This window comes from Pseudomonas migulae, assembly GCF_043225285.1.
GTDB classification, from domain to species: domain Bacteria; phylum Pseudomonadota; class Gammaproteobacteria; order Pseudomonadales; family Pseudomonadaceae; genus Aquipseudomonas; species Aquipseudomonas migulae_C.
In genome coordinates, this window is sequence record NZ_CP171224.1 from 5766038 (window position 1) to 5789024 (window position 22987).

21 protein-coding genes are annotated in these 22987 nt (G+C 61.9%); 5 read left to right on the top strand and 16 right to left on the bottom strand.

The genetic code is table 11. From position 1 onward, the window contains the following. Nucleotides 1–30: 30 nt before the first annotated feature. The 7 genes from ACF6ZU_RS26580 to ACF6ZU_RS26610 all read right to left on the bottom strand — a co-directional run bounded on the left by ACF6ZU_RS26580 (nt 31) and on the right by ACF6ZU_RS26610 (nt 7394). The gene (locus ACF6ZU_RS26580; RefSeq protein ID WP_392888495.1) at nt 31–693 is read right to left on the bottom strand and encodes a flavin reductase family protein; all 663 of its coding nucleotides are present in this window, start codon (nt 691–693) and stop codon (nt 31–33) included. Between the two features lie 12 nt (nt 694–705). After that, entirely contained in the window at nt 706–2193 is a 1488-nt protein-coding gene (locus ACF6ZU_RS26585; protein ID WP_392888497.1) for an amidohydrolase family protein, read from the bottom strand. Further along, nucleotides 2190–3386 carry an amidohydrolase family protein gene (locus ACF6ZU_RS26590; protein ID WP_392888499.1) on the bottom strand — a complete coding sequence of 399 codons (1197 nt, stop codon included), beginning with the start codon at nt 3384–3386 and terminating at the stop codon, nt 2190–2192. The genes ACF6ZU_RS26585 and ACF6ZU_RS26590 overlap by 4 nt, the downstream gene beginning before the upstream one ends. A gap of 148 nt (nt 3387–3534) precedes the next feature. After that, on the bottom strand, nt 3535–4587 hold the full coding sequence (locus ACF6ZU_RS26595) for an extracellular solute-binding protein (protein ID WP_392888500.1): 1053 nt from the start codon (nt 4585–4587) through the stop codon (nt 3535–3537). A 17-nt stretch (nt 4588–4604) separates the two neighbouring features. After that, the gene (locus ACF6ZU_RS26600; protein ID WP_084323457.1) at nt 4605–5393 is read right to left on the bottom strand and encodes an ABC transporter permease; all 789 of its coding nucleotides are present in this window, start codon (nt 5391–5393) and stop codon (nt 4605–4607) included. Beyond that, a complete protein-coding gene (locus ACF6ZU_RS26605) occupies nt 5390–6307 on the bottom strand; it encodes an ABC transporter permease (RefSeq protein WP_392888503.1) in 918 nt (305 codons plus the stop codon). The genes ACF6ZU_RS26600 and ACF6ZU_RS26605 overlap by 4 nt, the downstream gene beginning before the upstream one ends. A gap of 1 nt (nt 6308) precedes the next feature. Then, nucleotides 6309–7394, bottom strand: a complete 1086-nt coding sequence (locus ACF6ZU_RS26610; RefSeq protein ID WP_392888505.1) for an ABC transporter ATP-binding protein — start codon at nt 7392–7394, stop codon at nt 6309–6311. A gap of 141 nt (nt 7395–7535) precedes the next feature. Between ACF6ZU_RS26610 and ACF6ZU_RS26615 the strand changes: the two genes are divergently transcribed. The 3 genes from ACF6ZU_RS26615 (at nt 7536) to uvrA (ending at nt 13384) form a co-directional block, all read left to right on the top strand. Next, nucleotides 7536–8225 (top strand): GntR family transcriptional regulator, encoded by a 690-nt coding sequence (locus ACF6ZU_RS26615; RefSeq protein ID WP_392888507.1) that lies wholly within the window; start codon nt 7536–7538, stop codon nt 8223–8225. A 230-nt stretch (nt 8226–8455) separates the two neighbouring features. Then, a complete protein-coding gene (locus ACF6ZU_RS26620) occupies nt 8456–10567 on the top strand; it encodes an ATP-binding protein (RefSeq protein WP_392888509.1) in 2112 nt (703 codons plus the stop codon). 183 nt (nt 10568–10750) lie between these two features. Continuing rightward, nucleotides 10751–13384, top strand: coding sequence for an excinuclease ABC subunit UvrA (gene uvrA / locus ACF6ZU_RS26625; RefSeq protein WP_392888511.1), 2634 nt, complete (start codon nt 10751–10753; stop codon nt 13382–13384). Nucleotides 13385–13644: 260 nt separating this feature from the next. On the opposite strand, the gene ACF6ZU_RS26630 is transcribed toward uvrA, so the two are convergent. The 7 genes from ACF6ZU_RS26630 to ACF6ZU_RS26660 all read right to left on the bottom strand — a co-directional run bounded on the left by ACF6ZU_RS26630 (nt 13645) and on the right by ACF6ZU_RS26660 (nt 19822). Continuing rightward, on the bottom strand, nt 13645–15588 hold the full coding sequence (locus ACF6ZU_RS26630; protein ID WP_392888513.1) for a response regulator: 1944 nt from the start codon (nt 15586–15588) through the stop codon (nt 13645–13647). Further along, nucleotides 15578–16453, bottom strand: a complete 876-nt coding sequence (locus tag ACF6ZU_RS26635) for a sensor histidine kinase (protein ID WP_392888515.1) — start codon at nt 16451–16453, stop codon at nt 15578–15580. The genes ACF6ZU_RS26630 and ACF6ZU_RS26635 overlap by 11 nt, the downstream gene beginning before the upstream one ends. Beyond that, entirely contained in the window at nt 16446–17456 is a 1011-nt protein-coding gene (locus ACF6ZU_RS26640) for an ATP-binding protein (RefSeq protein ID WP_392893943.1), read from the bottom strand. Before ACF6ZU_RS26640 ends, ACF6ZU_RS26635 begins: the two co-directional genes overlap by 8 nt. Then, nucleotides 17453–17857 carry an anti-sigma regulatory factor gene (locus tag ACF6ZU_RS26645; protein WP_392888516.1) on the bottom strand — a complete coding sequence of 135 codons (405 nt, stop codon included), beginning with the start codon at nt 17855–17857 and terminating at the stop codon, nt 17453–17455. The genes ACF6ZU_RS26640 and ACF6ZU_RS26645 overlap by 4 nt, the downstream gene beginning before the upstream one ends. Then, nucleotides 17854–18216: an STAS domain-containing protein gene (locus ACF6ZU_RS26650; protein ID WP_217870352.1), complete on the bottom strand. Its 363-nt coding sequence runs from the start codon at nt 18214–18216 to the stop codon at nt 17854–17856. The genes ACF6ZU_RS26645 and ACF6ZU_RS26650 overlap by 4 nt, the downstream gene beginning before the upstream one ends. 4 nt (nt 18217–18220) lie before the next feature. Next, complete coding sequence (locus ACF6ZU_RS26655) at nt 18221–19072, bottom strand: STAS domain-containing protein (protein WP_392888518.1); 852 nt, start codon at nt 19070–19072, stop codon at nt 18221–18223. A gap of 228 nt (nt 19073–19300) precedes the next feature. Next, the gene (locus tag ACF6ZU_RS26660) at nt 19301–19822 is read right to left on the bottom strand and encodes a DUF4142 domain-containing protein (RefSeq protein ID WP_392888519.1); all 522 of its coding nucleotides are present in this window, start codon (nt 19820–19822) and stop codon (nt 19301–19303) included. Between the two features lie 218 nt (nt 19823–20040). Here ACF6ZU_RS26660 and ACF6ZU_RS26665 point away from each other — a divergent pair, with 218 nt between their 5' ends. Beyond that, nucleotides 20041–20274 (top strand): DUF465 domain-containing protein, encoded by a 234-nt coding sequence (locus tag ACF6ZU_RS26665; protein WP_392888521.1) that lies wholly within the window; start codon nt 20041–20043, stop codon nt 20272–20274. Nucleotides 20275–20383: 109 nt separating this feature from the next. Continuing rightward, a complete protein-coding gene (locus tag ACF6ZU_RS26670) occupies nt 20384–20626 on the top strand; it encodes a hypothetical protein (protein WP_392888523.1) in 243 nt (80 codons plus the stop codon). Between the two features lie 86 nt (nt 20627–20712). Here ACF6ZU_RS26670 and ACF6ZU_RS26675 read toward each other — a convergent pair whose 3' ends face one another. Continuing rightward, nucleotides 20713–21795 carry an SMP-30/gluconolactonase/LRE family protein gene (locus ACF6ZU_RS26675; protein WP_392888524.1) on the bottom strand — a complete coding sequence of 361 codons (1083 nt, stop codon included), beginning with the start codon at nt 21793–21795 and terminating at the stop codon, nt 20713–20715. Further along, nucleotides 21792–22934 carry an SRPBCC family protein gene (locus tag ACF6ZU_RS26680; RefSeq protein ID WP_392888526.1) on the bottom strand — a complete coding sequence of 381 codons (1143 nt, stop codon included), beginning with the start codon at nt 22932–22934 and terminating at the stop codon, nt 21792–21794. Before ACF6ZU_RS26680 ends, ACF6ZU_RS26675 begins: the two co-directional genes overlap by 4 nt. Nucleotides 22935–22987 lie beyond the last annotated feature (53 nt).

Here is a 22987-nt window from a genome sequence, read left to right on the forward strand (position 1 = left end):
CAGGCTCGCTCCTACAGGGGGGATGCCACTTTATTTGGTGGCTGGCCAAAACCGCTCGCCGCCGCCCGGTGCATCCGTCCAGGCCTGCAACGACCGGGTGGGCAGGTCGAAATAATCCCGGGTACGCGCATAGCCATGCCCGCCCATCCGCCCGATCGCATCCAGCCCCAACTGGTCGATGTACAGGGTTTTCGGGTCGATCAGCTCGTCCCGCACATGGGCCATCAGCACTTCGCCAAAGATGATCTCCCGCGATTGTCCGATGGACAGCGCCATCATCCGCCGGCATTCAAGCGCCACGGGCGCTTCGCCAATACGCGGGCATTTGACCGTGGTGCCGGGAATGGCCGTGAGGCCGGCGGCGGTCAGCTCGTCGAAACCGGGCGCGAAGGGCACGGCGCAGACGTTCATCGCTTCCACCAGCGCATCGCTGACGATATTGACGGTGAATTCCTGATTGAGCTGGATATTGCGGGTGGTGTCCTTGGGGCTCTGGTCGCCGTAGTTTTCCACGCCCAGCGCGAGAATCGGCGGGTCGGCGGACAGCGCATTGAAGAAGCTGAACGGCGCGGCGTTGATCCGGCCTTCGCCATCAATCGTGGTGACCAGCGCGATGGGCCGAGGCACCACGCTGCCGATCAGAATCTTGTATTTGTCCCGGGCACTCAGGGTGCTGAAGTCGAAGCTTTGCATGGGCAGAAATCTCTAGGGAAGGGGATCAATTGCGCTCAGCGGCGCTTGTGCGCTGTAGTCATCGGCGAACGGAATGGCCGGTTTGAACAGGGTTTTCCAGTCCGGCTGGCCAAAGGCCCGATCGCTGTGGCTGCGCATCAGTGTTTCGAATTGTTGTTGGGCCTGGCGTTGCAGGGCGGAGTAATCGACGCCCCGGACCTGGCCGTCCTCCATCACGCAGCGGCCATCGATGTAGCTGGCAATGCAGTCGTCACCACGACCGGCCAGCACCAGGTTTTTCAGCGGGTCGAACAGGGGCCCCAGATGCAGGCCGCGAAGGCTGAACACCGTGATGTCGGCCTTGCACCCCGGTGCCAGACGCCCGATATCCTCACGCCCCAGCGCCTTGGCGCCGCCGAGGGTGGCGGCGTTGTACAGGCCCAGCGTGCTGGTCAAGGCCGGGCCGCCCTCCATCAGGCGTGCGATGTTCAAACCCTGACGCATGTTTTCCAGCAGGTCCGCCGGCCAGGTGTCGGTGCCCAAGGCAAAGTTGATGCCCTTGGCCCGATAGCGCCCGAACGAGTTCAGCGCTTCGCCATCCCGGGCAAACACCACCGGGCAATGCACCAGGCTCGCGCCACCATTCACCACACGTTGCAGGTCTTGATCGCCGTGGGTGTAAATGCCGTGGGGCAGCAGGCTGCGCGGGGTCAGCAGGTCCAGCTGTTCCAGCCAGGCCAGCGGTGAAACACCGCGCAGTTGCTCGACCATCGCCACTTCGCCGAGCCCCTGGCAGCAATGCAAACGCATTGGCGCGTTCAGCTCACGGCTCAGCGCGGCGGTGCGTTGCAGCAAAGCCGGGGTGCAGGTCTGGATGCGATCCGGCAGCAGCGCGCCACGAATCAGGCCGTCATGCGCGCCGTCGAAGTCCTCGAAAAACCGCACGGCTGCATCGAGTCCGGCCAAACCCCGGGCTTCATCCCAGTGATGGCCGAGTTGCCCATCGGCGCGCCAGTAACTCATGCCGCTCATGTAGCAAGGGCCGAGGTAAGTCCGCAGCCCCAGTTCGGCCGCCACGCCGGCCACCGCAGCAAATTCGTCGTAAGTCTCGGCCCATGCGCGGTAGTACATCGAGGTGATCGGCATGGCGGTGGTGATGCCATTGCGGATCAGCTGCGTGAAGGCGTAGCGGTATTTGAAAACTTCGTCCTCGGCGCTGTAACTCTCCCGGGGCCCGGCCGCCAGATAGTCTTCGGACCACAGGCGACCCATGTCGCGCTCATCGCCGTTGTCCAGCGTGAGCACCGTGGAATCGAGGTCGCCGAGGGCATCCATGTCGATGAAGCCGGGGCCTATCAGCGCGTTGCCGTAATCGATCCATTGGTCAACCGGGCCCGGATAATCACGCCCGACAAACACGATGCGCGAGCCCTCGAACACCACTTCGCCGTCACGCCAGAGCACATGCTGCGTGCCGTCGAAACCCACCACGCAGCTGCTTTTCAAACCGATCCGTTTCACAAGCGGCTTTCCAGCAAGCGACCACCCGTAGCAATCAATTCACCGCGCCGAAACACCTGTCGCAGCGGCCGCGAAACCACCGCTTCACCCAGCGTCTGCACCGGCATCAACAGAAAGTCCGCCGGCTGACCGAGTTCAACCCCGTAATCCTCGCAACCCAACGCCAGCGCGCCGTTCACCGTTGCCGCTGAAAACGCTGCCGCCAGTTCCTCGTCCTTGTTCAAGTCGAAGCGGAACGCCAGCAACATCGCCCGTTCCAGCATGTCGCCGTTGCCCATGGGCGACCAGGCATCACGGATGCCGTCCGAGCCCAGGCACACGTTCACCCCGGCCTCGCGTAAAGCCAGGAACGGCGGCACCGCGCAATCGGCAGGGGCCGAGCTCATCAGCGAAATGCCCAGGGCTGCGAGCCGTTCGGCCACCGGTTTGACCTGGCTCCACGGCAACATGCCCAGGCAATAGGCATGGCTGATCATCACCCGGCCATGGCGCCCGTAATGCTCGGTGTAATCGGCGATCAGGGCGATTTGCCAAAGGCCCAGTTCGCCCTTGTCGTGCAGGTGAATGTCGACGCCACGGTCGAATTCGCTGGCCAGTTTGAACACGAAATCCAGTTGGGCGACGGGGTCGTTGTCGATGCCGCAGGGGTCGAGGCCACCGACGTTTTCCACGCCCAGGGCCATGGCTTCGCGCATCAGTTCGGCGGTGCCGGGGCGGCTGATCAGGCCGGTTTGCGGGAACACCACCAGTTGCAGGTCGATCAGGTCGCGGTAACGTTCGCGCAGTTGTTGCATGGCTTCGACATGGCGCAGGCCGAAATCCGGGTCGATGTCGACGTGGCAACGCAGGGTCAGGGAACCACGGGCGATGCAGTTTTCCAGCAGGGCACCGGCGCGTTCGGCGATGGGGCTGTCGATTTCACGCAGCACACGGCGCTCGTTGGCGATGTAATCCTTGAGCGTCGGCCCGGCGCTGTTCGGGCGCCAGGGCTGGCCCCAGAGGGTTTTGTCGAGGTGGACGTGGCTTTCCACCAGGGCCGGGGTGAGGAGCTGGTTCTGGCCGTCGATGTCGGTGGCGTTCAGTGGCGCCGATGAAGCCGGGCGGCGTTGGGTGAACAGGCCGTTTTCGATCAGCAGGTCTTCGGCGGTTGAACCGTAGGGGCGCACGTTGCGCAGCCAGCGGGGTTGATTCATTGCATACCTCGAATGTTGTGGTGTTCAGGCGGGCCTCATCGCGAGCAGGCTCGCTCCCACAGTGGTTTTGTGATGAACAGAACTATGTGAACAACCCAATACCTTGTGGGAGCGAGCCTGCTCGCGATGGCCGCGACGCGGTCTCGGATCAGCCCTTGAGCTTCGCCCAGATCCGGTCCTGCAGCTCCCGCGCCTTGTTGCTGCACTCTTTCTCGGGACGCAGGCGCGAGGCGAATTCCTCGGGCATGTTGATCGCATCCATGACCCGCCATTTGGCGTCGATCAGCTTGTCGCTCTGGATGCCGTTGTCGTAGGCGATGGCGTTGGACACGGCGGCGGCGTTTTCCGGTTTCATCATCCAGTCGATGAAGATCTTCGCGTTGCCGGGGTGCGGGGCGCTTTTCGGCACGGCGAAGTTGTCCTGGAACATCGCCAGGCCTTCACGCGGGTACACGTACTTGATGGTGCTCTTCTGCAAGGTCGCCCGGGCGGTCGAGCCGTTCCAGTTCTGCATCATGATCACCTCACCCGAGGCCATGCGGTCGACGGTGTTGTCCGAGCTGTACATCTTCAGGAACGGTTTCTGCTTTTGCAGCAGCTCCAGAATGCGCTTGGCGTCCTGCGGGCTTTCGCTGCACTCGTCGACGTTCAGGTAATGGCTGGCGGCGTTGATCACGCTGCTGGAAGTGTCGAGCGCGGCGAGTTGGCCTTGCAGCTCCTTGCGCGGTTCGAAGAACTCTTTCCAGGAGTCGTCGAGCTTGCCGCCAGGCACCCGCGCACTGTCATAGGAAAATCCGGTGGTGCCCCACAGGTACGGCGCCGAGAACTTGCGGCCGGGGTCGAAACTCGGGTCGCGGAACGCGGATTTGACGTACTGGAAGTTGGGCAGGGTGGATGCGTCGATTTCCAGCAGCAGGTCCTGGTTGATCAGGGTGCGCATGATCGACTGCGACGGCACGATCACGTCATACGCGGCACCGCCGGCCTGCAACTTGGCCAGCAGGGTTTCGTTGCTGTCATAGCCGTCCATGGTGACCTTGATCCCGGTCTCCTTTTCGAACTTGGCCAGCAGGTCCACCGGGTAGTAATCGGTCCAGTTGTAGAAGAACAGTTCCTTGGGCTCGGCGGCCTGTGCGGTGAAAACGGTAAAGCAACTGAGGGCCAGACCGGCGACGCCGTAACCAATATTTTTCAGTTTCATTCAAGAACGCTCCAGGCTCATTGTTGTTTGCCGCGCTGTCCCAGCCAGAAGGCCAGCACCACCAGCACGATGGAAATCACCAGCATCAGGGTCGAGATCGCATTGATCTCCGGCGTCACGCCGGCCTTGATCGCGGAGAAGATGTACACCGGCAAGGTCGTCGAACCGGGGCCGGCCACAAAGAAGGTCATGATGAAATCGTCGAGGCTGACCACGAATGCCAGCACCGACCCGGACAACACCGCCGGCCACAGCAGCGGCAGCGTCACCCGGCGAAACACCTGCCACGGGTTGGCGTACAGGTCGTTGGCCGCCTCCAGCAGGCTTTTGTCGAGGTCGTTGAGCCGCGCGCGGATCGGCAGGTAAGCGAAGGGAATGCAGAAGCCGATGTGCGCGACGATCACCGTCAGCAAACCGAGCTTGATCCCCAGCGCCATGAACAACAGCAGGGTGGCCACAGCGGTGACGATCTCCGGCAGGATCAGCGGCAGGTTGATCCCGCCTTCGACCATCTTCTGCCCGTAGAACGGCCGGTAAGTCGCCAGCGCCGCGAGCAGCGCAATGGCCGTGGCGCAGACCGTGGCGATGCTGGCGACGATGATCGAGTTCAGCGCGGCGGTCTGGATCGACGGGTTGGCCAGAATCCGCCCGTACCAGGCGAACGAGAACTCGGTCCACACGGTTGCCGAGCGGTTGGCGTTGAAGCTGTAGGCGATCAGAACGAAGATCGGCACGTACAGGTACGCGAGGATCAGCAGGCTGACTTCTCGGGTCAGCGGCAGTTTTTTCAGGTGCAGGGCAATCATGCGGTAGCTCCCCGACGAAGGGTTTTGGCGGCGCTGCGGCTATACAGGGCGTAGAGCACCAGGGACAGCAGCAGGATTCCCAGCAGCAGGAACGACAGCGAACTGCCCAGCGGCCAGTTGCGCGCGGTGCCGAACTGTTGCTGGATCAGGTTGCCGATCATCAGCGTCTTGCCGCCGCCGAGAATCGCCGGGGTGATGAAGGCGCCGAGGCTCGGCACGAACACCAGCAGCGCGCCGGCAATCACACCGGGCATCGACAGCGGCAAAATGATGCGCTTCAGCGCATGCCAGCGATTGGCGCCGAGGTCGTACGCCGCTTCCACCAGACGCCAGTCGAGTTTCTCCAGGGTCGAGTAGATCGGCAGAATCATGAACGGCAGGAAGCTGTAGACCAGCCCGACGCTGACCGCGAAGTCGTTGTAGAGCAACGTGATGCCGCCGGCCTGAGGGAACAAAGCGTTGAGACTCTGGGCGAGCCAGCCGTGTTCGCGCAGGATGATCAGCCACGCGTAGTTGCGGATCAGCAGGTTGGTCCAGAACGGAATGGTGATCAGCAATACCATGAGGTTGCGCCGACGCGGGCTCAGGCTCGACATCCACAACGCCACCGGGAAGCCGAACAGGAAACACAACAGGGTCGTGCCACCGGCCTGGAACACCGAGCGCAACAGCGCCTGGGCGTAGACCCAGTTCAGTTCCAGTTCACCGTCGAAACCTTCCTGGAAAAACAGTTGCACGTAGCTTTGCAATTGCCAGTTGGCCTGCCAGTCGACGCCGCCATACACGTTGCGCGGCAACAGGCTGATGTAGCCCATGATGCCGAGCGGGATGGCGATCAGCGTCAGCAAAGTCAGAACCACCGGGCTGAGCAGCAGCGCGCGGTTGAGGGCGGGAGAAGTGCTGCTGACGCTCATCTCAGGCCTCCATCAACAGACAGGCGTGGGGCGGCAGATTGACCGCGACCCGATCACCGACCACCCGGCCACGGTTCAGGCCTTCGTTGTTTTCGCGCAGCATGACTTTGACGTCGTTGTTCAAACGGCACTGGTAAAGGGTCGCGGTGCCGACGTACAGCACCGCTTCGATGACGCCGCGCAGGTGGTGCGGTTGCTCCGGTTCGACCAGTTGCGAACGTTCCGGGCGGAAGGCCAGTTGCACTTTGCTGCCGTCGAAGCCTTGGGCCGGGCAGGGGATTTCCACCGGCATGCCGCTGGGGACGAAGAGTTTTTCGTTCTGCTGGCCGCGCTTGAGGTGACCGGGCAGGAAGTTGATGTCGCCGATGAACTGGGCGACGAACTGATGCTGCGGCCGTTCGTAGATGTCGTTGGGGGTGCCGATCTGCAGGATCTTGCCGGCGGACATCACCGCAATGCGGTCGGACAGGGTCAGGGCTTCTTCCTGATCGTGGGTCACGAAAATGAAGGTGATCCCGGCTTCCTTCTGCACGCGCTTGAGTTCGACCTGCATTTCCTTGCGCAACTTGAGGTCCAGCGCCGACAGCGGTTCATCCAGCAACAGCACTTTCGGTTTCGGCGCCAATGCCCGCGCCAGCGCCACGCGCTGCTGTTGGCCACCGGACAATTCTGCGGGTTTGCGCCGGGCGAGGTGCTGCATCTGCACCAGCGCCAGCATCTCATCGACACGCTGGGCAATTTGCTTGGCATCAAGACCCTGCATCTCGAGGCCGAAGGCGATATTCTGCGCGACACTCATGTGCGGAAACAGCGCGTAGCTCTGGAAGACGGTGTTGACCCGGCGCTTGAACGGCGGCAAGTCATTGACCGGTTCGCCAGCGAGGCGGATCTCGCCATCGCTGACATGCTCGAAACCGGCGATGGTGCGCAGCAAGGTGGTTTTGCCGCAGCCGGACGGGCCGAGCAGGGTGAAGAATTCGTTGTCGGCAATGTCGACTGACACGTTGTCGAGAGCTGGAGCCAGCCCCGGGTCATCGGAATACCGCTTTGAGACGTTACGCACTTCGATAGCTATTGGTTGACCCATAATGGTGCAATCCTCTAATTATTGTATGCAATATCTGGATGCAATCTAGAAATAACCGGATTAATCTGCTTGTGCAACCCCCTTTTTCTAAGGCTGCTCATCGCCTGGGGCCGGTTGTCTAGCGCTGGAAGGAGGATTCAAATGACCGAGAAGAAACTCGAAACCACGGTCGACCGCGTCTACCAAGGGGTTTACGAGGCGATCAGCAAGCGTTCGCTGCGCCCCGGCATGAAGCTTGGCGAAGCGTCATTGGCCGAGCTTTTTAATGTCAGCCGGACGTCGGTTCGTGCCGCGCTCAAGCAATTGGAGGCCGACGGACTGGTCACCACCGAGCCCAATAAAGGTGCGTCGGTGTCGCTGCCCAGCGACGAAGAGATCCGTTCGCTGTTCGAAACCCGGCGGCTGGTTGAGATCGGCATCGTCAGCGAGCTTTGTCGCCGACGGGATACCGCAGTGACCCGCGATTTGCGCGATCACCTGTTGCTGGAGGACGAAGCCCACCGCAACGGCGATCATGAACGGCTGATTCATCTGCTCGGCGAGTTCCACATCAAACTCGCGCGCAGCCTGAACAACCCGGTGTTGCTGGACTGGTTCCAGAAGTTGATTTCCCGCGCTTCTCTATACGCTGCTGCGCTGGATGACGACAGCCACGAAGCCTGCCGCGACGATGAGCATTTGCGCCTGATCGAGTACATCGAGGCCGGTAACCAGAGCGCTGCGATCGAGCTGACCTGCATCCATTTGAACGGCATCGAGAAGGCGATCCTGGACGTCGCCGCCACGTTGAAAACTGGCTACCATCCGCTGAAACACTTGATCGAGGTTTGACCGCAAAACTTAAGCCTGACGTAAGTCCTGTGGAAGCGAGCCTGCTCGCGAAGCGGTGTGTCAGTCGACATCAATGTTGACGTTGCCGACGCCTTCGCGAGCAGGCTCGCTCCCACAGGGGTCGTTGTTTGCCATAGGTCCCGCGAGATTCAGCTATACCTCTATGAAACCATTGGCGACCACGACGCTCGAAACAACCGGGTGCCAATTACGGGATGCAGAGCCAGTCGATGCAGTTTCTAGACGATAGCCACGGGTGTGCCGGATGGAACGGCGAAATGGCCGGACGCATTCGTGCGTTCGACTGGAGCCGCACCGAACTGGGCAGCATCGACACCTGGCCCGCCAGCCTTTGCAGCGCGGTGCAACTGCTGCTCGCCTCGCCATTACCGATGGTGATGTTGTGGGGGCGCCTCGGGTACATGATCTACAACGATGCGTATTCGTCGTTCGCCGGCGGCCGCCATCCTTATCTGTTGGGTTCCCCGGTGGAGCTGGGCTGGCCTGAAGTCGCCGACTTCAACCGGCATGTGGTCGATACCTGCCTGGCCGGCGGCACCCTGTCTTATCACAACAAAGAACTGGTGCTGCTGCGCGACGGCGTTCCTGAAGATGTCTGGCTGGACCTCTATTACAGCCCGGTCCCCAATGACCAGGGGGTTCCGGCCGGGGTCATGGCGATGGTGGTCGAAACCACCGACCACGTGATTTCCGAACGCCGACGTCAGGAAGCCGAGGACGCTTATCACGCCGACAATGAACGGGTGCGCCTTGCGCTGAATGCCGGCGCCTTGCTTGGCTCGTTCGTCTGGGACATCAAGGGCAACCGGCTGTCCGGCGATGAGCGTTTTGCCCGCACGTTTTCCTATCCCGAGGGGCATAACCTCGGCGACTTGCCAACGGAGTTCGCCGAAGCGCGGATTCACCCCGATGACCGCAGCTGGGTCAACGAGCAGGTCAGCCGTTCGGTGTCCACCGGCGAACCCTTCAACGCCGAATACCGGATCCAGCGTCCCGACGGCAGTTACCTGTGGGTGCAGGCCAGCGGTTGCTGCGAGTTCGACGAGAAGGGTGAGCCGTTCCGTTTCCCCGGTGTGCTGATCGATATCCACGAGCGCAAAAGCGCCGAAGAGTCCTTGCTCAAGTTCACCCGCAATCTGGAGCAGCGCGTCGCCGACGAAGTCGAAGCGCGGCTGGCGGCGGAAGAGCAGTTGCGTCAGTCCCAGAAGCTCGAAGCCATCGGCAGCCTCACGGGTGGCGTCGCTCATGACTTCAATAACCTGCTGCAAGTGATCGCCGGCAATCTGCATTTGCTGGCGCGGCATGAGCGGGACAATGCCAACGTCCAGCGTCGGGTCTCGGCGTCGATTGCGGCGGTGGAGCGGGGCGCGAAGCTGTCTTCGCAACTGCTCGCGTTCGCCCGCCGTCAGCCGCTGTCGCCGGCGGTGTGCGATCCACGGCAGATTTTCGAGGGTCTGGGCGAGCTGCTGCAACGGGCGTTGGGGGAAACCATCCAGATCGATGTGCGCCTGCCCAAGGCGTCGTGGAACATCAACGTCGATCGCAACCAGCTGGAAAACGCCATCCTCAACCTGGCGATCAATGCCCGCGACGCCATGCAGGGTGAGGGGACCATCGAGCTGAGCGCCGAGAACGTCGCACTCGACCGGCATTTCTGTGCAGGCAAGGGCATCGTCGCCGGTGATTATGTGCGCGTGGCCGTGGCCGATACCGGGGTCGGCATGCCGCCGCAGGTGCTCGCCCAGGCGTTCGAACCGTTTTTCACCACCAAGGCCGATGGCCAGGGCACGGGGCTGGGGCTGAGCATGGTGTTCGGTTTCGTCAAACAGAGTGGCGGACACATCGAGATGTCCAGCGTCGAGGGGCAGGGCACGCGGGTGAAACTGTATTTCCCGCGCAGCCTGCGCCCGTTGCCCAGTGAAACGCCGGCCCATGACCCACAGCAACGCGGCGGCCACGAAACCATCCTGGTGGTCGAGGACAATGAAGCCGTGCGCGGTTCGGTGGTGGAGTTGCTGAACGAGGAAGGCTATCGGGTGCTGACCGCCGCCAACGGTGATGCGGCCATGCAGATGTTGCTGGAGGGGGTGACGGTGCAGCTGATTTTCACGGATGTGGTCATGCCTGGCCTGATCAAAAGCTCCGACCTGGCCGCCTGGGCCAAAGTGCAGACGCCGCCGGTGGCGGTGCTGTTCACCTCGGGCCATACCCGTGACATTATCTCGCGCAACCACCAGCTCAGCCCCGACACTTTTTTGCTGAGCAAACCCTACAGCCCGGAAGCGCTGACCCGGATGGTCCGCAGCGTATTGAACGGCTGAACCCACAACCGATTGGCTGAACACCGATCCCCTGTAGGAGCCGGCTTGCCGGCGATGGCGTCCTCCCAGCCTCTAAAGATGTTGGCTGACACGCCGCTATCGCCGGCAAGCCGGCTCCTACAGTGGGTCGCGTAGATTTTTGGTAATGCGTTCACTCTTCGAATTTTCTGATCAAGGCTATCCATGACTTCCAAGCGCACCCCCAATCCTCCTTCCGGCATGGTCAGAGTGCGCGGTGCCCGTGAACACAACCTCAAGAACATCGACGTCGACATCCCACGCGATGCCCTGGTGGTGTTCACCGGTGTCTCCGGTTCAGGCAAATCGTCCCTGGCGTTTTCGACCCTGTACGCCGAAGCGCAACGGCGCTATTTCGAATCCGTGGCGCCGTATGCGCGGCGCCTGATCGATCAGGTCGGCGTGCCGGACGTCGATTCCATCGAAGGCCTGCCGCCGGCCGTGGCCTTGCAACAACAACGGGGCACACCGAGCACACGCTCTTCGGTGGGCAGCGTGACCACGTTGTCGAGCCTGATCCGCATGCTCTATTCCCGCGCCGGCAGCTATCCGCCGGGGCAGCCGATGCTGTACGCCGAAGACTTTTCACCGAACACGCCCCAGGGCGCGTGCCCGGAGTGTCATGGCCTGGGCCGGGTGTATGAAGTCACCGAAGCGCTGATGGTCCCGGACCCGAGCCTGACCATTCGCCAGCGCGCTGTCGCCTCCTGGCCCACCGCGTGGCAGGGCCAGAACCTGCGGGACATCCTCGTGACCATGGGTTACGACGTCGATAAACCCTGGCGCGACCTGCCGAAAAAGCTCCGTGACTGGATTCTCTTCACCGAAGAAACCCCGACCGTTCCGGTGTACGCCGGTCTCACCCCCGAAGAAACCAAAGTCGCGCTCAAGCGCAATATGGAGCCGAGTTACCAGGGCACGTTCACCGGCGCCCGGCGCTACATCCTGCATACGTTCACCCACTCGCAAAGCGCGCTGATGAAGAAGCGCGTCTCGCAATTCATGCTCGGCAGCCCTTGCCCGCTGTGCGAGGGCAAGCGCCTCAAACGTGAAGCGTTGTCGGTGACGTTTGCCGGTTACGACATCGGCGAGCTGTCGCAGATGCCGTTGCTGCAAGTGGCCGAAGTACTGAAGCCGGTGGCCGCCCACAGCTATCTCGAACAGGCCGATGAGGCGGGCGAGGTCTTGAGCCACGATCAGACCCGCGAGGCCCGTGAGCAAAGGGTGGCCCACGGCGCCAGCGGTCATGCCAACGCCCCTGACGTACGCCACACGCCGAACCTGTCGGTGGAAAAGCGCCTGGCCGCGCAGCGGATCGCCCAGGATTTGCTGGAGCGGGTCAGCACCCTGACCGATCTCGGGCTCGGTTACCTGGCGCTGGAGCGCAGCACGCCGACGCTGTCGTCCGGCGAGTTGCAGCGCCTGCGACTGGCGACGCAATTGGGTTCGCAGCTGTTCGGGGTGATTTACGTGCTGGACGAGCCGTCGGCCGGCCTGCACCCGGCGGATGGCGAGGCGCTGTTTGAAGCCTTGCAGCGCCTGAAAGCGGCGGGCAACACCTTGTTTGTGGTCGAGCACGACCTGGAAACCATGCGCCGCGCCGACTGGCTGATCGATGTCGGCCCGGCGGCAGGCGAGCATGGCGGGCGGATCCTTTACAGCGGACCGCCTCAGGGCCTGGCCGGGGTGACGAACTCGCAGACCCGCGCTTACCTGTTCGCCGATCAGGTCACCGCACCGCGCGTCAGCCGCAAGCCGACTGACTGGCTGCGCCTGGAAGGCATCACCCGCAACAACCTGAATAACCTCAGCGTGGAGTTTCCACTGGGCTGTTTCACCGCGGTGACCGGCGTTTCGGGCTCCGGCAAATCCAGCCTGGTCAGCCAGGCGTTGCTGGAACTGGTGGGCGCGCATCTCGGGCGGGCGGGGGGTGACAGCGACGCGCAGGAACTGAGCCTTGAAGACGATGCGCCGCAAGTCAGCGGTGGCCAGGTCAGTGCGGGGCTGGAGTCGATCAAGCGTCTGGTGCAGGTGGATCAGAAGCCGATCGGTCGTACCCCGCGCTCGAACCTGGCGACATACACCGGGTTGTTCGACAACGTGCGCAAGCTCTACGCCGCGACCCCCGAGGCGCAGGCGGCGGGCTACGACGCCGGGCAGTTTTCTTTCAACGTCGCAAAAGGGCGTTGCCAGACCTGCGAAGGCGAAGGTTTTGTCAGCGTCGAATTGCTGTTCATGCCCAGCGTCTACGCGCCATGTCCGACCTGCCACGGCGCGCGTTACAACCCCGAGACGCTGGCGATCGGCTGGCAGGGTCTGAACATTGCGCAGGTGTTGCAGTTGACGGTGGACGAAGCGGTCGAGGTGTTCGTCGAGCAGCCGGGCATTCGTCGTTCGCTGGAGGTGCTGCGGGATATCGGCCTGGGTTATCTGCGCCTTGGCCAGCCTGCGACGGAGTTGTCCGGCGGCGAAGCCCAGCGGATCAAGCTCGCCACCGAACTGCAACGCAACCAGCGTGGGGCGACTTTGTATGTCCTCGACGAGCCCACCACTGGGTTGCACCCACGGGATGTCGACCGCTTGCTCGAACAGCTGAACACGCTGGTGACGGCGGGGCACACGGTGATTGTCGTCGAGCATGAAATGCGCGTGGTCGCGCAGAGTGACTGGGTGATCGACATCGGGCCGGGCGCCGGGGATCAGGGCGGTAGGATTGTTGTGGCGGGTACGCCGCAGAAAGTCGCGAGCAGTAAAAAGAGCCGAACGGCCCCATTCCTCGCGAAAACCCTGAAACCGTAAACGAACCCACCGACGCCATCGCCGGCAAGCCGGCTCCTACAAAACCGAGGTAACCCGCGAGCCTTCGGACGGCCCCGGATGTGTAGGAGCCAGCTTGCCGGCGATGGCGATTTCACTGACGCCATCGCCGGCAAACCGGCTCCTACAAAACCGAGGTAACCCGCGAGCCTTCAGACGGCCCTGGATGTGTAGGAGCCAGCTTGCTGGCGATGGCGATTTCACGGACGCCATCGCCGGTAAACCAAGCGCATATCGGCGCGTCAGACGCCATCGAGGGTGCGGCGCACCTTGTCCAGCAGTTCGCTGATCTGGAACGGCTTGATCAACATGTCCATGCCATCGCCCAGGAACACCTGGCGATTGACGGCGTTTTCCGCGTAACCGGTCATGAACAGGATCGGCAAGCCTGCGCGCCAGCCTCTGGCGACATCCGCCAATTCCCGCCCGTTCATACGCGGCAGGCCGACGTCGGTGAGCATCAGGTTGATGGACGGATCATTTTGCAGGCGTTCAAGCGCCGCTTCGATGTCCCCCACCTGCGTGCAACGATAGCCGGCATCCGCCAGCACTTCGGCCACGAACATGCGCACCGACGGCATGTCCTCGACTATCAGCACATGCTCACCTGAGCCTTGCGGGTCGACGACCTCAGGTTCCACGACAACGCTGGTTGGATCAGCGCTGGCGGGCAGCATGATGGTCACTTCGGTGCCGCGCCGGGCCACGCTGCGGATGTGCGCATCGCCCCCGGATTGCCGGGCGAACCCGTAAATGCTCGACAGCCCTAGCCCGGTGCCCTGGCCCAGCGGTTTGGTGGTGAAAAACGGGTCGAACACCTTGTCGATCACGTTGTGTTCAATGCCGGTGCCGTCGTCGCGCACCGACAGCGCGACGTACGCCCCGTCCGCCAGTTTCAGATCACCGTGTGAATACGCCGCATACGTGCTGACCCAGATATTGCCACCCTGAGGCAGCGCATCCCGCGCGTTGATCACCAGGTTCAGCACGGCACTTTCCAGCTGAATCGGGTCGACCAGGGCAATGGCCGCCTTCGACGTCAATTCGAGCTTCAGCGCAATGTGTTCGCCGATGGTGCGTACCAGCAACTCTTCCAGCGATCGGATGTGTTCGTTGATGTCCACCGGCCGGGTATCGAGCGGTTGCTGGCGAGCGAAGGCCAGCAGGCGATGGGTCAGCGACGCGGCGCTCAGGGCCGAATTCTGTGCCGCCTCGGCGTAAAACCGGACCTTGTCGGTGCGTCCGTCAGCCACGCGTTTCTGAATCAGTTCCAGACTGGTGATGATCCCGGTCAGCAGGTTGTTGAAGTCATGGGCGATACCGCCGGTGAGCTTGCCCAGCGCGTCCATTTTCTGCACTTGCAGCAACTGCGCTTCGGTGCGCACCCGTTCGGCAATTTCATGCTCCAGCTGCGACGTCGCATCGTCGAGACGGGCCAGGTGCGAGCGTTCGCGGTGGCGATGCTCGGTGACGTCCTCGACGAACACCAGGCTCAGCTCCGGCGTGCGATAGGGCGAAATCTGCCATTCGGTTTCTCGCTCATCACCCTCGACGCGCATGTTCAGCGTGCCTTTCCAGCGCTCGCCGGCGCTCAGGCGCAGGCGCAATTCGTCGAGGACCGCTTCCTGCTGCTCGGCAAAACACTCGCGCAAAGTGTCCGGCTCGCGATTGTCCTGAATCAGCCGGGCGAACGCGTGGTTGCATTCGTGCACCTTGAAGTGCGCGTCCAGCACCGCGATGGGCGCCGAGACGTTGACGAAAATCTCACGGAATCGCGCCTCGCTTTCACGCAGGGCATTTTCGGTATCGCGGACTCGCAGCAAGGTGCGCAGGGTCGCCAGCAATACATCCGGGTCCACGGGGTGGATCAGGTAAGCGTCGGCCCCGGCATTGAGGCCGGTGATGATGTCGCCGGTCTGGATTGATGCCGCCGAGACGTGGATCACCGGGAGCAGGGCGGTGGCCGCCTCGGAGCGCAGTTTGCGCACGATGTCGAAACCGCTCATGTCCGGCAGGTTGACGTCGAGGATCAGCGCGTCAATCGATTCGCTGTCGATCAGCGCGAGCCCGTCACCGCCGGTCCCGGCCTCAAGCACGACGTAGTCATGCCGTTCCAGGCGTCGGCGCAGGGCGTAGCGCGTGGCGACGTTGTCATCGACGATCAGCAGGCGAATATCACGTTTCATCAGCGGGCTCCATGGCGATGGCCAGCGGGATGATCACGAAGAAGGTCGAACCGACCCCCGGTGTACTCTCGACCCCGACATCGCCGCCCAGCAGTGCCGCGAAGCGTTTGCACAAGGACAGACCCAGTCCGGTGCCGCGCAAGCGTTTCTGCAGGGGCGAGTCGACCTGGGAAAAGTCTTCGAACAATGCGCCATGCAGCTCGGCAGCGATACCGATTCCGGTATCGGTCACCGCAAAGCGCACCCGGTCGCCGTCCTCCAGCCGCGCGGAAACGCGGATTTCGCCGCGGGTGGTGAACTTCAGCGAGTTGGAAATGAAGTTACGCAGGATTTGCGCGAGTTTCTTGTCGTCGGTGTACAACCTCGGCAAACCCACGGGTTCCTCGAAAATCAGGTCCACGGCGGTGGCGTCGACAATCGGGCGAAACATGCCGCGCAGGGCGGCAAACAGGTCGAACATGTCGAACCAGGCCGGCGAGATGGTGATGCGCCCGGCTTCGATTTTTGCCAGGTCCAGCAGATCGTCGACCATGTCGCTCAGCTCACGCGCAGCGGTGCTGACGAACGCCACCTGCTTGTGTTGTTCCGGGCTCAACGGGCCATCGAGTTCATCGCTCAGCAGGCTGGCGATGCTGAGGATCGAGCCGAGCGGGGTGCGGAACTCATGGCTCATGTACGACAGGAAACGGCTTTTCAGGTCCGAGGCCTGGCGCAATTGTTCGGCCTGGGTGTCGAGCTCGGCGTACAGCGCCAGAACGCCCTGGTTGGTTTCGTCCAGCTCTTCGCGCAGGGCATTGGCTTCGCCTTGCAACTGTGCGATCAGGGCGGCCTGTTCGTCCATCTGACTCAGGGGTGTCTCAGCCATGGGCTGTCTCCAGGGCAATGACCAACACCGTGACATCGTCCCGCCCACGGCAGAAATCGCGGTGCAGAATGGCGGCGATCACGGCGGGATGGCGATGCACCAGGCCTTGGTAATCTTGCAGGCTCCAACGGGATTGCAGGCCGTCGCTGTACATGATCAACAGATGTCCATTCACGTGAGCATAGTCAAAGGGTTGCGCCTTCCGGTATTGGCCGCCGACGATGCCGGGGTGGGAGGCCAGGCCACGGGATCTGTCCGGGGCGATCAGGCAGGCGCCGATGTTGCCGATGCCGACGAATCTGAGCGCGTCGGCGTTGCTGTCGAACTGCGCGATGGCCACCGCACCGCCTCGGGTGCCGGTCATCGACAGATGCATGTCTTCCAGCAACACCACCGGTGAATCGAACGGCGAATGCGCAAAGGTTTTTTCACCGGCGCGGGCCGCTTTCTCGGCCTCTTCGCCGTGCCCCAGACCGTCGATCACCAGCGCGCTGATGCGCGGACCGTCGAACGCCAGGTGCCAGACATCGCCACAGGCCGGATCGTGGTGCAACGAGTGCTGGCTGACGCCGATGCGGCGGTCCGGTGCCTTGTCGCTGCGAGGATAAAGCCGCGCCAACAGCACGGTGCCCCTCGCATCGGTATAGGCATCGAACACCTCGGTCTGGCGCGACACGGCACCGAGCCCGATGCCCTGGGTACCACGGGTGGAAAACCCGTCCGTCAAGCAGGCCTGCAAATCAAAACCCTTGGCGCGATCGACGGCGAGCATTTCGATCCCGGAACCGGATGTGCGGGGCAATAACCGCAGATGCAGTTCACCGTGGGTGGCGTGCTTGAGAATGTTGCTGGCCAGTTCGGTGGCCACGAGGGCCACACGCCCGGCATCGGATGCGTCGAAGCCGTTTTTTTCCGCCAGTTGCTGGGCCGTGCGGCGGGCGTGGCCGATCTGACTGCTGTCTTCGATGGTTAACACTTGCGTCATCGAACCGCCAATGTTCATGTCCATCGGGTGATCGTTATGCGCGTGCCTTTGCCTGGCGCCGTGTCGAGTTCGAACTCTTCCACCAGGCGCTTGGCACCGGTCAAGCCGAGGCCCAGGCCGCTGCCGGAGGTCCAGCCGTCGGTCATCGCCAGTTTGATGTCGGGAATGCCCGGGCCTTCGTCGCGAAACACCAGGCGCAAACCGGTGCGCGAGTTTTCATCGAGGATCTGCCAGTCCATGTCGCCGCCACCGCCATACACCATGGTGTTGCGCGCCAGCTCGCTGACGGCGGTCACCAGTTTGGTCAGGTCAATGAGGCGCATGCCGCATTCGGTCGCCAGTTTGCGTGCCATTTGCCGGGCCAGCACCACGTCCTGCTCGATTTGAATGGGTTGGCTGCCACTGCTGCGCACGGTCATTGTTCGCGTACTCGGTCCTGCAGCAGTTTCATCCCGCGCTCGACATTCAACGCGGTGCTGACGCCCGGCAGGGTCAGGCCGAGTTCCACCAGAGTGATGGCGACCGCGGGCTGCATGCCGACCAGGACGGTCTGGGCGTCCATGATTTTCGACAGCCCGGAAATGGTGCCGATCATCCGGCCGATGAACGAGTCGACCATGTCCAGCGCCGAGATGTCGATCAACACGCCCCGGGCGGAGGTCCGACTGATGCGCTCGGACAGGTCATCTTGCAGCGTCAGGGCCAACTGGTCATGCATGTCGACCTGAATGGTCACCAGCAGGAAGTCGCCCATCTGCAAAATCGGAATACGCTCCATGGGCTCATTCCGCCTTTTTGACGGTCAGGCCCAGCCGGGTCAGGGCCAGTTTCAGCGCATCGGCCAGGTTGGCCTTGGTGACCACGCCTTGCAGGTCCAGCCCCAGGTGCACGATGGTCTGGGCGATCTGCGGACGCACGCCGCTGATGATGCAATCGGCACCCATCAGGCGAATGGCGGTCACGGTTTTCAGCAGGTGCTGGGCAACCAGGGTATCGACGGTCGGCACGCCGGTAATGTCGATGATGGCGATTTCCGAACCGGTGTCGACGATGCGCTGCAACAGCGACTCCATCACCACCTGGGTCCGTTGCGAATCCAGCGTGCCGATCATTGGCAGCGCGAGGACGCCATCCCAGAGCTTGACCACCGGGGTCGACAATTCCAGCAACTCTTCCTGCTGACGCTTGATCACCGCTTCGCGGGATTTCTGGAAGGTGCGGATGGTGTGCATGCCCAATGCATCGAGCAGTTCGGAAATCTCCCAAAGCTGTTCGGCCAGCAGCGCAGGGTTGTCCTGGTAATGATTCTGCAGCAGTGCAAACAGTGGACCTTTCAGCGCGAAGATGAAGCTGGCGGTCTGCTGCGAATCCTGACCAAGGAGGGCGCGGCTGTGGGAGAGCTTTTCGAGGAACACGCGAATGTCGTCCCAGCCTGGCGCGGCTACGTTCTGGGTGTTGCCGTTTTCAAGCCCAGTGACGATCAGTTTAAGAAAGTCACTCGTCTGTTGCTTCAAGTCCAGTTCTTTGATGTTGCGCGAGGCGCCGCTGGCTTCGAGGCCGTTGATCCATTCGCTGAGCAGTTGCGTCTGTTTGTTTTTAATCGCATCCAGCGTGGTGGTTTGCAGTGCTGCCATGTGTCTTGACTCCCTGAAAAGTGTGCACCGATTCCCCGAAAATCGACCGGCGCAAGTCAGTGACATTTCTCGTATGAAATAGTTGTTCGCTGTGCGCAGGATATTTTCATCCGGCGCACATGGACTCTAGTTGGCGCTGCTCGAGGCTGCGATTTTTTGAGTGTGACCAGAAACCACACAGGCACAAAAAAGCCGCATGACGGGATGCGGCTTTCGTGATGAGGCGGACTACTTGCTCGGATGGGCGGCCTGCAGTTTTTTCGCCATCTCCAGGTGTTTCTCCAGTGCCGGCAGCATTTTTTGCGCAAAACCTTTCAGTTCGGTAGCGCCTTTGACTCTGTCATCGGTCACCGTGCCGGCTTCTTTCTTGAACAGTTCGATGGTTTCTTCATGGGCCTTCACCTGATTGTTGGCGTAGGCCGCGTCGAACGATTCATCACGCAGGTCGAGGATCTTTTCTTTGGCCTGTTTCACCAGCGTCGTGCTGTCCGGCACTTCAATGTCGTGTTTCTTCGCGATGGCGGCCAGTTCGTCGTTAGCCTTGGAGTGATCGGTGATCATCATGTTGGCAAACGACTTGATATCGGCCGACGCGCTTTTTTCAAGGGCCAGCTTGCTGGTTTCGACTTCGGCGATGCCACCGGCGGCCGCGTTGTCGACGAAGTCATTGGAAGTGGCAGCAAATGCCGCGCCCATGCTGGTGCTCAAGGCGACGGCCAAAGCGAGGTGGCGCAGGGTGAATCCGTCCATTGGTCATTCTCCGCAACAGGTTTTCATGGGCAATCGGATGATCGTTATCCTGTGGAGGCCGACGGGCGGACAAAGGTTTGATCGGGTTTGCAACCGGGCGACGAACGGACACCGCTGGTCTGATAGGCGGTCGACAGAACCCATAAACCGAGGCCATTCTGATAGTTGGTGAACGCAATCAATCGCGTTTGCTGCCGATCAACAAACGGAGGTGTTCCATGCCGGTGACTCATGATCTTCTTCAGGACCTGAAAATATCAAAGGAAGAGATCCAGCAAAAACGCACCAAGGATCCGTTACTGGATTCGCTGATCAACAAGTATTCGCAGGCGGATGCCGAAGTGGTGAAGGCGGAGCAAGCCAAATCCAGCGATGACGCAGTGAAGAAGCTCAAGGAGACGCGCTTGTTGGTCAAGGACAAGATCGTCAAACAACTACAGACACCGTCCTGAGGTGTCGCACCAGCCACCGACCACCGGTGACTGAAAAATTGGAACGGCGATAAATCCCGGCACCTCGAATGATCAGAGTCCGATTTTACGGCTCCATGCGAGGTGCCCCATGACCCACCCCAGATTTCCGAGCGAAGAGCAGGGCGGCTACGACCCTATCCCCACGCATCCCGAGCCCTTGAGCCCGGGGCGCAGTACCGTCAACCCCGAGGATGAACCGGGTATCGATGAATTGCCGAACAATGAAGGTGCCATTCCCCTGGAGCAGGACGACGGCACCGACCTCGACCCTGAGCGCGTGCGGGAAGAAACCGATAACGCTGAGCGCGATGGCGAGCCCGATCCCCGATAAATTGCGCGGCATCGAACCTGTAGGAGCCACTTGCTGGCGATGGCGATCTCGCAGACGCCATCGCCAGCAAGCTGGCTCCTACAAGGTTAATTCGGGGACAGCGCAGTGCTCAGCGGCAATCGCACCATGTGCCTGGCCTTCAAAGACCCGAAATACAGCCAATCACCATATTCACGCACCGTGGTGATCGGCGAGTAATTGTCGCTGCTGCCGTCCTGCAGATTGGCGATCACCTTGCCCTCGACATCCAGCCCCAGCGCAAACCCGCGTTTCTCCACCGGTTTGGGCAGGACGGTCATTGCCCGCACGATCACCTTGCGCACGAAGGGATGCGCCGCCGTGGCGTCGAGCAGGGCGTTGCGCGGCGCGTACAACGCCACCCAGAAACGGTCCCGGCCATTGAACGCCAGGTTGTCCGGCAGCCCCGGCAGGTTGTCGATGAACAGATCATGCGTCCCGGCTTTCGGCCCGCTCAGCCAGTAGCGGCTGATCCGGTACGCCCCGGTTTCGTTGACCAGCACAAAGGCGTCGTCCGGCCCCAGGGTCACGCCGTTGGCAAACTCCAGTTTATCCAGCAGCACCGTGGTCTTGCCGGTCTGGAAGTCATAGCGCAACAGACGGCCATCGCCGCCATGCTCGATGATCGCCTCGCCGTCGTGACCGTAGCCGAAGCGGCTGGAAGCATCGCTGAAGTAGGCGTAGTGCCCGGATTTATCGATGGCCACATCGTCGGTGAAACCAAACGGCACGCCGTTCGCCGCCGTGGTCAGCGCGACCAGCCGCCCCTGGGCATCCAGCGACAGCAAGCCCTTGACCGCGTCGGCGATCACCAGCAAACCGTTGGGATGGCGAGCGAGGCCCAGAGGCCGTCCGCCGGTATCCGCCAGAACCTTGGTGACCTTGCCGTCGAGGCTGGTGCGAATCAGCCGGCCATCATGCAGGCCGGTAATGAGTACGTCGCTCTCCAGCAGCAACGCTTCCGGCCCGTCGATATCGTCAGCGCCCACACGCTTTACGCCTTTGAGGCGCTGATTGTCGGCGTAGATTCCGCTGGTAAGAGACGGCGCTGGCGGTGGTGTCCAGGCCACGGGTTGCACCTTGGTCGGCATCAGCAGCAGGAACGCGGCAATGGCCGCGATGACCAGCAACACAACATGGCGAAACCTCACGCGGTGACTCCCGTCGTCAGGTGTTTGTGCGCCATTTCGCGCAAGGCCTGCATCGAGTCGGCGGACTCACGGTCAATACGTCGTTTCAACAACACGTGGTTGGCAATTCGCATTCCCAGGCCGCTGAACTGGTATTCCAGAGTGCGGACAAACCGAGTTTCATCCCCCTCGGCCTCGCATTCATAGGTCACCACCAATGACAGGCCGTGATCGCCCTGGGCACGCGCGCTCCAGCGGCGACCGGGCAAGTATTCATTGACCACCCAGCTCAGATGACCGTCGCGCCCACCGGCCCGAATGTCCTCCTCGAAGCGCGAACCGGCATGCAGCGGACCTGCCGGGCCTTCGACCTTGAGCGACGACGGGTGCCACTCCGGCCAACGGGTCACGGTGCTGGCGTAGGCGAGCACGTTGATCGGGTTGCCGGTGATGTTGATGTGATGCTGCATGCGGGTCATGGGCGTACTCGTCGGATACAGGTAGGTCGGCTCGGGCTCCCAATAGAGGGTGCCGAACAGGTAGTCCATCAGCGGGAAAACGATGTTGAAATTGCGTTCCTGCATCAGTTCGCGCCGATGATGCAGCTCGTGCAGGCGGCGCATCTGACGGATCCACGGCCAGCGTGCCACCGGGTTCGACGGCGGCAGGTGCTCGCAGGCATGGAACACTTCATAGGTCAGGTAACCGAGCACCAGGCAGCCGCCGACCAGTCCGGCGACGTTCGCATCCACTAGCCGCAGCAGCCACCAGACGGGCAGGGTGATGAGCAGCGTGTGCACCACGATCAACCAGGCGGGAAACAGGATCACCCGCCAGTCCCGGGCACTGTCGTAGCTCATGCTGCCGGGCGCGAAAAAACTGTGATGGTCACCGGCATGGCGGGTATAGAACATCCGCGCGAAGCTTTTTTTGTGATGCCCCAGATGGCGATGAACCATGTACACGCCGAAATTGAAAAACAACAACGTCAGGGGCACCGCCAGCCATTCCAGCGGCAGCACCTGATGCACAGTACTCCAGAAGGTGGCGATGGCCAGCACGCCGAACAGCAGCACAAAGGCGCCATGCAGCCAAGGGTTGTAGTGGGGATGGATATCAGCTCGATAGCGCGTGCGAAATGCCTCGGTGGTCTGCCTCACTGCATTCACCTGTATTTATTGTTGTCCCAGCAGATTAGACGATTGCGCCGTTT

Coding starts and splice junctions, on each gene's coding strand:
- ACF6ZU_RS26640 (WP_392893943.1), bottom strand. CDS start 17,456: ATGAACATTGGCGGTTCGATGACGCAAGTGTTAACCATCGAAGACAGC.
- ACF6ZU_RS26660 (WP_392888519.1), bottom strand. CDS start 19,822: ATGGACGGATTCACCCTGCGCCACCTCGCTTTGGCCGTCGCCTTGAGC.
- ACF6ZU_RS26665 (WP_392888521.1), top strand. CDS start 20,041: ATGCCGGTGACTCATGATCTTCTTCAGGACCTGAAAATATCAAAGGAA.
- ACF6ZU_RS26650 (WP_217870352.1), bottom strand. CDS start 18,216: ATGGAGCGTATTCCGATTTTGCAGATGGGCGACTTCCTGCTGGTGACC.
- ACF6ZU_RS26605 (WP_392888503.1), bottom strand. CDS start 6,307: ATGAGCGTCAGCAGCACTTCTCCCGCCCTCAACCGCGCGCTGCTGCTC.
- ACF6ZU_RS26645 (WP_392888516.1), bottom strand. CDS start 17,857: ATGACCGTGCGCAGCAGTGGCAGCCAACCCATTCAAATCGAGCAGGAC.
- ACF6ZU_RS26630 (WP_392888513.1), bottom strand. CDS start 15,588: ATGAAACGTGATATTCGCCTGCTGATCGTCGATGACAACGTCGCCACG.
- uvrA (WP_392888511.1), top strand. CDS start 10,751: ATGACTTCCAAGCGCACCCCCAATCCTCCTTCCGGCATGGTCAGAGTG.
- ACF6ZU_RS26670 (WP_392888523.1), top strand. CDS start 20,384: ATGACCCACCCCAGATTTCCGAGCGAAGAGCAGGGCGGCTACGACCCT.
- ACF6ZU_RS26635 (WP_392888515.1), bottom strand. CDS start 16,453: ATGGCTGAGACACCCCTGAGTCAGATGGACGAACAGGCCGCCCTGATC.
- ACF6ZU_RS26590 (WP_392888499.1), bottom strand. CDS start 3,386: ATGAATCAACCCCGCTGGCTGCGCAACGTGCGCCCCTACGGTTCAACC.
- ACF6ZU_RS26655 (WP_392888518.1), bottom strand. CDS start 19,072: ATGGCAGCACTGCAAACCACCACGCTGGATGCGATTAAAAACAAACAG.
- ACF6ZU_RS26600 (WP_084323457.1), bottom strand. CDS start 5,393: ATGATTGCCCTGCACCTGAAAAAACTGCCGCTGACCCGAGAAGTCAGC.
- ACF6ZU_RS26610 (WP_392888505.1), bottom strand. CDS start 7,394: ATGGGTCAACCAATAGCTATCGAAGTGCGTAACGTCTCAAAGCGGTAT.
- ACF6ZU_RS26595 (WP_392888500.1), bottom strand. CDS start 4,587: ATGAAACTGAAAAATATTGGTTACGGCGTCGCCGGTCTGGCCCTCAGT.
- ACF6ZU_RS26580 (WP_392888495.1), bottom strand. CDS start 693: ATGCAAAGCTTCGACTTCAGCACCCTGAGTGCCCGGGACAAATACAAG.
- ACF6ZU_RS26615 (WP_392888507.1), top strand. CDS start 7,536: ATGACCGAGAAGAAACTCGAAACCACGGTCGACCGCGTCTACCAAGGG.
- ACF6ZU_RS26620 (WP_392888509.1), top strand. CDS start 8,456: ATGCAGTTTCTAGACGATAGCCACGGGTGTGCCGGATGGAACGGCGAA.